The sequence below is a fragment of the Mycolicibacterium houstonense genome (assembly GCF_900078665.2).
Classification (GTDB): domain Bacteria; phylum Actinomycetota; class Actinomycetes; order Mycobacteriales; family Mycobacteriaceae; genus Mycobacterium; species Mycobacterium houstonense.
This window is the reverse complement of the sequence record NZ_LT546207.1, coordinates 4,339,433-4,347,616: the sequence shown is the minus strand read 5'-3', so window position 1 is coordinate 4,347,616 and position 8,184 is coordinate 4,339,433. Positions and strand designations below refer to the sequence as shown.

Below are 8,184 nucleotides of genomic sequence, written 5' to 3'. Positions count from 1 at the left end.
TGCCGGTGCGGCTCGGCGGCGACGGGCTCTGCATGGCCATGGGTGAGCAGTGGTGCGGAGCCGGTCGCGATGCCCAGTTCCTGCTCGGCATGGTGGTGTCGACCGGGATCGGCGGTGGCCTGGTGCTCGACGGTGCCCCGTACGACGGCCGTACCGGCAACGCCGGGCACGTCGGCCATGTCGTCGTCGCCCCCGACGGTGGCGACCCGTGCACGTGCGGCGGGCACGGATGCGTCGAAACGGTCGCGTCCGGCCCCAGCCTGGTGCGGTGGGCCCGGCGTCAGGGGTGGGACGGTACCGATGCCAAGGCGCTGGGCGATGCCGCGAAACAGGGAGACGAATTGGCGCTCAAGGCGTTCGGGCGCGGTGCGCGGGCGGTGGCGGCGATGATCGCCTCGGTGGGCGCGGTGTGCGACCTGGACCTGGTGGTGATCGGCGGGGGAGTGGCGAAGTCCGGATCCCTGTTGTTCGACCCGCTGCGCGCGGCGCTGACGGACTACGCGGGGCTGGACTTCCTGCGAGGGCTGCGGGTGGTGCCTGCCGAACTCGGTGGAGACGCCGGCCTGGTCGGTGCGGCGGCCCTGGCACGCGGCTGAGGCCCGTTTTGGCTGATCGGTGTGCTATGGGCTACTCTGGTCGGGTTCCACCGAAGACCGTCGGTCACCGATGGGCGCTTGCTCGCAGAGCAAGGGGCTCGCAATCGGTTGAAGGTCCGGGAAATGTCCCGGCGGCCCACGCAGGAGGACGAGGCTAGTCCAGTTTCGTGCTGGATATCTGTGCGCCCCGACCTGTCTGCGTCGGGGCGTTCGTCATTTCACGGCCCCAAGTTGGTGGAGCGCCCGATACCCACCACAAGGAGGCATGCATGGCCAAGGCTGACAAAGCCACGGCGGTTGCCGACATTGCTGAGCAGTTCAAGGCGTCGACGGCCACCGTCGTCACCGAGTACCGCGGGCTGACTGTGGCGAACCTGGCTGAGCTGCGTCGTTCCCTCGGCGACTCCGCCACGTACACCGTCGCCAAGAACACTCTGGTGAAGCGCGCTGCGTCCGAAGCCGGCATTGAAGGCCTCGATGAGCTGTTCGCCGGTCCCACGGCGATCGCGTTCGTCCAGGGTGAGCCGGTTGACGCCGCCAAGGCGATCAAGAAGTTCGCCAAGGACAACAAGGCGCTCGTCATCAAGGGCGGCTACATGGACGGCAAGGCGCTGTCCGTGGCCGAGGTCGAGAAGATCGCCGACCTCGAGTCGCGCGAGGTTCTGCTCGCCAAGCTGGCAGGTGCCATGAAGGGCAACCTGTCCAAGGCTGCCGGCCTGTTCAACGCACCCGCTTCTCAGGTGGCCCGCCTCGCCGCGGCGCTGCAGGAGAAGAAGGCCGGTGAGGAAGCTGCGTAGAGGCTTCCGCTTCACCGCCGCTGCTGCGTAACGCAACCGCACAAACCACCCAACATCTGTAAGAAAAATCAGGAAGGACCATAAACATGGCCAAGCTGTCCACCGACGAACTGCTCGACGCGTTCAAGGAAATGACCCTGCTGGAGCTCTCTGAGTTCGTGAAGCAGTTCGAAGAGGTCTTCGAGGTCACCGCTGCTGCTCCGGTCGCCGTTGCGGCCGCCCCCGCCGCCGGTGGCGCTGCCGCCGAGGCCGGCGAGGAGCAGTCGGAATTCGACGTCATCCTCGAGGGTGCCGGCGACAAGAAGATCGGTGTCATCAAGGTCGTCCGCGAGATCGTCTCCGGCCTGGGCCTGAAGGAAGCCAAGGATCTGGTCGACGGCGCTCCCAAGCCGCTGCTGGAGAAGGTCTCCAAGGAGGCCGCCGAGGACGCCAAGGCCAAGCTCGAGGCCGCCGGCGCCAGCGTCACCGTCAAGTAGTTCACTACTGGACCGCAAGAACCCCCGAATCCCCTCGGATTCGGGGGTTCTTTGCTGTCTGAACTGGGATTGGCGCCGACCACACCCGGGTACACCCGGTTATTGGGACAAGCATGTGGGGCTGACTCCCCGTGCGCTATGGTGACTCAAGCCACAGGCCGCAGCAGGTGGCAGGGTGAGCCGTAGGCGGAAGGATCTTTGATGGGCGTCCAGATCGATGTGACGGGACTGAGCAAATCTTTCGGATCGTCAAAGATTTGGGAAGACGTCACGATGTCGATTCCCGCCGGTGAGGTCAGCGTGCTCCTGGGCCCGTCCGGTACCGGTAAGTCGGTGTTCCTGAAGTCGCTGATCGGCCTGCTGCGCCCCGAGCGCGGCTCGATCGTCATCGACGGCACCGACATCCTGCAGTGCTCGGCCAAGGAGCTCTACGAGATCCGGACCCTGTTCGGGGTGCTGTTCCAGGACGGCGCGCTGTTCGGTTCGATGAACATCTACGACAACACCGCCTTCCCGTTGCGCGAGCACACGAAGAAGAGCGAGAGCGAAATCCGCAACATCGTGATGGAGAAGCTCGAGCTCGTCGGTATGCCCAACGACGGCCACAAGTTCCCCGGTGAGATCTCCGGCGGTATGCGCAAGCGCGCCGGCCTGGCCCGCGCCCTCGTGCTCGACCCCCAGATCATCCTGTGCGACGAGCCGGACTCCGGTCTGGACCCGGTGCGTACCGCCTACCTGTCGCAGCTGCTGATCGACATCAACGCGCAGATCGACGCGACCGTGCTGATCGTGACGCACAACATCAACATCGCCCGGACCGTGCCGGACAACATCGGCATGCTGTTCCGCAAGCAGCTGGTCATGTTCGGCCCCCGCGAGGTGCTGCTGACCAGCGAGGAGCCCGTCGTCAAACAGTTCCTCAACGGCCGCCGCATCGGCCCGATCGGCATGTCCGAGGAGAAGGACGAGGCGACCGCGGCCGCCGAGCAGGCCATGCTGGACCGCGGCCAGCACGACGGTGGTGTCGAGGAGATCGAGGGCGTGCCGCCGCAGCTCACCGCCACCCCGGGCATGCCCGAGCGCCAGGGTGTGGCCCGCCGTCAGGCCCGGGTGCGCGAGATCCTGCACACCCTGCCGCCGGCCGCGCAGGCCGCGATCCTGGACGACCTTGAGGGCACCCACAAGTACGCGGTGCACGAGTTCGGTGACGAGCCGACGGCGCGCCACCAGCGCCCGGTCGAGGACGACGCTCCCACCGGCGCCATCGAGGTGCCGCACCAGAGTTGAGTTTCGCGAATCAGGCCGGGCCGCAGGGCCCGGCCTGATTTGTGTCTGGACCACGCAGGAGTCGACATGCAGTCCGGTGAAGTGACCCGGTCGCGCGGTGTCGCGCACTCGCGCATGATCGGCCAGTTGGCGCGCGCCGAGTGTGGTGCCGTGCGCTGGTGGTGGGTGGTGTCAATTGCGGTGATTGAGGCGCCGCTGCTGGTCGTCGCCGCATCTGGCGCACTGTCGAAAGACATCCCGCTGCTTTGGTGGCTGCTACCGGTCTTGGTGCTCGGTGTGGGCGTTCCGGGGTTCTTGGCACTGGTGGTGCTCTTCATCGCGGCGCCACGGAGATGGGCACTGAGGCTTCCGCCGGGCACTCCCGTGTACGCCGAGTTCGGTCCGAAGTCGATCGGGATCGGCTGGCTGGGGCACTTCGAAGCGCTCGACCTCGACCACATAGAGCGGGTCCGGAGAATCGCGTCGGTCCTGGTGGTCGAGGGCGGCGCCGGCATCCGGCTGTTGATCCCCGCCGAGCTGCTGCCGGCAGACGTCGCCGACGATTTGGTGTCCACCTACGGCGGCGCGGGGCGGTCGCGGTCGGCGCAGCTGCAACCGACGGCGTCGACCGCGCAGCTGGGCCTCGGGCTCGACGGGGTGACCCGCACCGGAGGCGTCGCCGGGGTCGGACTGGCTGACCAGCTCGCTGCAGCGGTTCGGCACAGCACCGAGGTGGGCGGCGCGCTGGCGGCCGCCGTCGGAGTGCCGCTGTTCACATTGGTGTTGTTCACGCTTGAGGGCGGACGTCTGACGGCGTGGACGGTGCTGCTGTCCGTCGCGGTGATGGTCGTCTCCGTCGGCCTGATCGGGTACTTCGTCTACTGGGCGATACCGACGCGGTACCGCCGGTTGATTCCGCCGGGCGCTCCGATCGAGGCGGAGTTCGGGCCGCAGCGGATCGGGCTACGCCTCGGTGGTTACCTGCAGACGCTGGATCTGGTTTCCGTGAAGCGCATCCGGCACGCTGACAGCGCGTTTCACGTGAGGTCGCAGGGCGCGGCGCGGCCCTTGGTCATCCCGGAGCAGCTCGTTCCGCCGGAGGTGGCATCCGGGCTGCTCGCACGGTTCGGCGCGGCGTAGCCGCACGCGTCGATATCGCATCGGTACAGCGCCGGTTCGGCGCAGTCAAACCGCGCGTCACCTCTTGACGGACGGCCATGGACAGGCCAATCTGTTGGTCAGCATGTGTGACGGGTTTAGAGACGCCAGCCAGCGCCGGGGGACCCGATCCATACGGTGGGTGCGTGGTAGTTGATGAATGCGCCGTTCTGCGCTATTGTTGGACGTTGCGCTGGCTGCATCCTGCCCACCCTCACCTGACCTGCACAAAGTCGTTCTAGCCTGAGCGTTGCTCAGCATCTAGACCTGTGCCTTGCGTTTGGTTTCGGACAGGCTGAAGTAGGACACAGTCAGCCGAACCGACGCAGAATCGCGGCCAACGGACCGGTAACCGGATGTCCGAGAAGTCGCATGAGGTGCTGGAAGGATGCATCTTGGCAGTCTCTAGCCAGAGCAAGTCAGCGAACGCTATCACCAATAACTCCGTCCCAGGAGCACCGAACCGAGTTTCATTTGCCAAGCTCCGCGAACCGCTTGAGGTTCCGGGGCTGCTCGACGTTCAGACCGATTCCTTCGACTGGCTCGTGGGTTCGGATGAATGGCGGCAGAAGGCCGTCGATCGCGGTGAGACCGACCCCAAGGGCGGCCTCGAAGAGGTGCTCGAAGAGCTCTCCCCGATCGAGGATTTCTCGGGCTCGATGTCGCTGAGCTTCTCCGATCCGCGCTTCGACGAGGTCAAGGCGCCGGTGGACGAGTGCAAAGACAAGGACATGACGTACGCGGCCCCGCTGTTCGTCACGGCCGAGTTCATCAACAACAACACCGGTGAGATCAAGAGCCAGACGGTCTTCATGGGTGACTTCCCGATGATGACCGAGAAGGGCACCTTCATCATCAACGGCACCGAGCGTGTCGTGGTGAGCCAGCTCGTGCGCTCTCCCGGTGTGTACTTCGACGAGAGCATCGACAAGTCCACCGAGAAGACGCTGCACAGCGTCAAGGTGATCCCCGGCCGCGGTGCGTGGCTGGAGTTCGACGTCGACAAGCGCGACACCGTCGGCGTGCGTATCGACCGCAAGCGCCGTCAGCCGGTCACCGTGCTGCTCAAGGCGCTGGGCTGGACCAACGAGCAGATCACCGAGCGCTTCGGCTTCTCCGAGATCATGATGGGCACCCTGGAGAAGGACAGCACCGCTGGTCCCGACGAGGCGCTGCTGGACATCTACCGCAAGCTGCGTCCGGGCGAGCCGCCGACCAAGGAATCCGCGCAGACCCTGCTGGAGAACCTGTTCTTCAAGGAGAAGCGTTACGACCTGGCCCGCGTGGGCCGCTACAAGGTCAACAAGAAGCTGGGCCTGAACGCCGGCCAGCCGATCACGTCGTCGACTCTGACCGAGGAAGACGTCGTCGCCACCATCGAGTACCTGGTGCGCCTGCACGAGGGCCAGACCACGATGACCGTCCCCGGCGGCGTCGAGGTTCCGGTCGAGGTGGACGACATCGACCACTTCGGTAACCGTCGACTGCGCACCGTGGGCGAGCTGATCCAGAACCAGATCCGGGTCGGCCTGTCCCGCATGGAGCGCGTCGTGCGTGAGCGCATGACCACCCAGGACGTCGAGGCGATCACCCCGCAGACCCTGATCAACATCCGTCCCGTCGTGGCGGCGATCAAGGAGTTCTTCGGAACGTCGCAGCTGTCGCAGTTCATGGATCAGAACAACCCGCTGTCGGGTCTGACCCACAAGCGTCGTCTGTCGGCGCTGGGCCCCGGCGGTCTGTCCCGTGAGCGCGCCGGCCTTGAGGTCCGCGACGTCCACTCGTCGCACTACGGCCGCATGTGCCCGATCGAGACCCCTGAGGGTCCGAACATCGGTCTGATCGGTTCGCTTTCGGTGTACGCGCGGGTCAACCCGTTCGGTTTCATCGAGACCCCGTACCGCAAGGTCGTCGACGGTGTGGTCACCGACCAGATCGACTACCTGACCGCCGACGAGGAGGACCGCCACGTCGTGGCGCAGGCCAACTCGCCGATCGACCCGGACGGCCGGTTCACCGAGGACCGCGTGATGGTTCGCCGTAAGGGCGGCGAGGTCGAGAACGTGGCTCCGTCCGACGTCGACTACATGGACGTCTCGCCGCGCCAGATGGTGTCCGTCGCGACCGCGATGATCCCGTTCCTCGAGCACGACGACGCCAACCGTGCCCTGATGGGTGCCAACATGCAGCGCCAGGCGGTTCCGCTGGTGCGCAGCGAGGCCCCGCTGGTCGGTACCGGTATGGAGTTGCGCGCCGCGATCGACGCCGGCGATGTCATCGTCTCGGAGAAGGCGGGCATCGTCGAGGAGGTCTCGGCCGACTACATCACCGTGATGGCCGACGACGGCAGCCGGCACACCTACCGGATGCGCAAGTTCGCCCGGTCCAACCACGGCACCTGCGCCAACCAGCGTCCGATCGTGGACGCCGGGCAGCGTGTCGAGGCCGGCCAGGTCGTCGCCGACGGTCCGTGCACCGAGAACGGTGAGATGGCCCTGGGCAAGAACCTGCTCGTGGCGATCATGCCGTGGGAAGGCCACAACTACGAGGACGCGATCATCCTGTCCAACCGTCTGGTTGAAGAGGACGTGCTCACCTCGATCCACATCGAAGAGCACGAGATCGATGCCCGCGACACCAAGCTGGGCGCCGAGGAGATCACCCGGGACATCCCGAACGTCTCCGACGAGGTGCTGGCCGATCTCGACGAGCGCGGCATCGTCCGCATCGGCGCCGAGGTCCGCGACGGCGACATCCTGGTCGGCAAGGTCACCCCGAAGGGTGAGACGGAGCTGACCCCGGAGGAGCGCCTGCTGCGTGCCATCTTCGGTGAGAAGGCCCGCGAGGTTCGTGACACCTCGCTGAAGGTGCCCCACGGTGAGTCCGGCAAGGTCATCGGCATCCGCGTGTTCTCTCGCGAGGACGACGACGAGCTGCCCGCCGGTGTCAACGAGCTGGTCCGCGTCTACGTGGCCCAGAAGCGCAAGATCTCCGACGGCGACAAGCTCGCCGGACGCCACGGCAACAAGGGCGTCATCGGCAAGATCCTGCCGGTCGAGGACATGCCGTTCCTGCCCGATGGCACCCCGGTCGACATCATCCTGAACACCCACGGTGTGCCGCGTCGTATGAACATCGGCCAGATCCTGGAAACCCACCTCGGATGGGTGGCCAAGGCCGGCTGGAACATCGATGTGGCTGCGGGCACTCCGGAATGGGCGTCGAAGCTGCCCGAGCAGCTGTACTCGGCCCCGGTCGACAGCATCGTGTCCACCCCGGTGTTCGACGGTGCCCGCGAAGAGGAGCTGGCGGGTCTGCTCGGCTCGACGCTGCCCAACCGTGACGGCGACGTCATGGTGAATGCCGACGGCAAGGCGACGTTGTTCGACGGTCGCAGTGGCGAACCGTTCCCGTACCCGGTGACGGTCGGCTACATGTACATCCTCAAGCTGCACCACCTGGTGGACGACAAGATCCACGCGCGTTCCACCGGCCCGTACTCGATGATCACCCAGCAGCCGCTCGGTGGTAAGGCGCAGTTCGGTGGCCAGCGGTTCGGTGAGATGGAATGTTGGGCCATGCAGGCGTACGGCGCGGCCTACACCCTGCAGGAGCTGCTGACCATCAAGTCCGACGACACCGTCGGCCGGGTCAAGGTGTACGAGGCCATCGTCAAGGGCGAGAACATCCCCGAACCCGGTATCCCGGAGTCGTTCAAGGTGCTTCTCAAAGAGCTGCAGTCGCTGTGCCTCAATGTCGAGGTCCTGTCTTCTGACGGTGCCGCGATCGAGATGCGTGACGGTGACGACGAGGACCTGGAGCGCGCTGCCGCGAATCTGGGAATCAACCTGTCGCGCAACGAGTCCGCTTCAGTCGAAGACCTCGCCTAAG

Annotated in this window: 6 protein-coding genes; all 6 read left to right on the top strand. The window is 65.9% G+C overall.

From position 1 onward, the window contains the following. Positions 1–596: ROK family protein (locus BN4332_RS21775; RefSeq protein ID WP_066901533.1), on the top strand; the 596-nt coding region annotated here is incomplete at its 5' end. A gap of 269 nt (positions 597–865) precedes the next feature. Beyond that, positions 866–1,393 (top strand): 50S ribosomal protein L10, encoded by a 528-nt coding sequence (rplJ, locus tag BN4332_RS21770; protein WP_019346901.1) that lies wholly within the window; start codon positions 866–868, stop codon positions 1,391–1,393. Between the two features lie 86 nt (positions 1,394–1,479). After that, on the top strand, positions 1,480–1,869 hold the full coding sequence (gene rplL / locus BN4332_RS21765) for a 50S ribosomal protein L7/L12 (RefSeq protein ID WP_003881849.1): 390 nt from the start codon (positions 1,480–1,482) through the stop codon (positions 1,867–1,869). Positions 1,870–2,070: 201 nt separating this feature from the next. Further along, entirely contained in the window at positions 2,071–3,156 is a 1,086-nt protein-coding gene (locus BN4332_RS21760; RefSeq protein ID WP_066901519.1) for an ABC transporter ATP-binding protein, read from the top strand. A 66-nt stretch (positions 3,157–3,222) separates the two neighbouring features. Further along, positions 3,223–4,275, top strand: coding sequence for a hypothetical protein (locus tag BN4332_RS21755; RefSeq protein ID WP_066901517.1), 1,053 nt, complete (start codon positions 3,223–3,225; stop codon positions 4,273–4,275). 395 nt (positions 4,276–4,670) lie between these two features. Then, on the top strand, positions 4,671–8,183 hold the full coding sequence (rpoB, locus tag BN4332_RS21750) for a DNA-directed RNA polymerase subunit beta (protein WP_066901531.1): 3,513 nt from the start codon (positions 4,671–4,673) through the stop codon (positions 8,181–8,183). Position 8,184 lies beyond the last annotated feature (1 nt).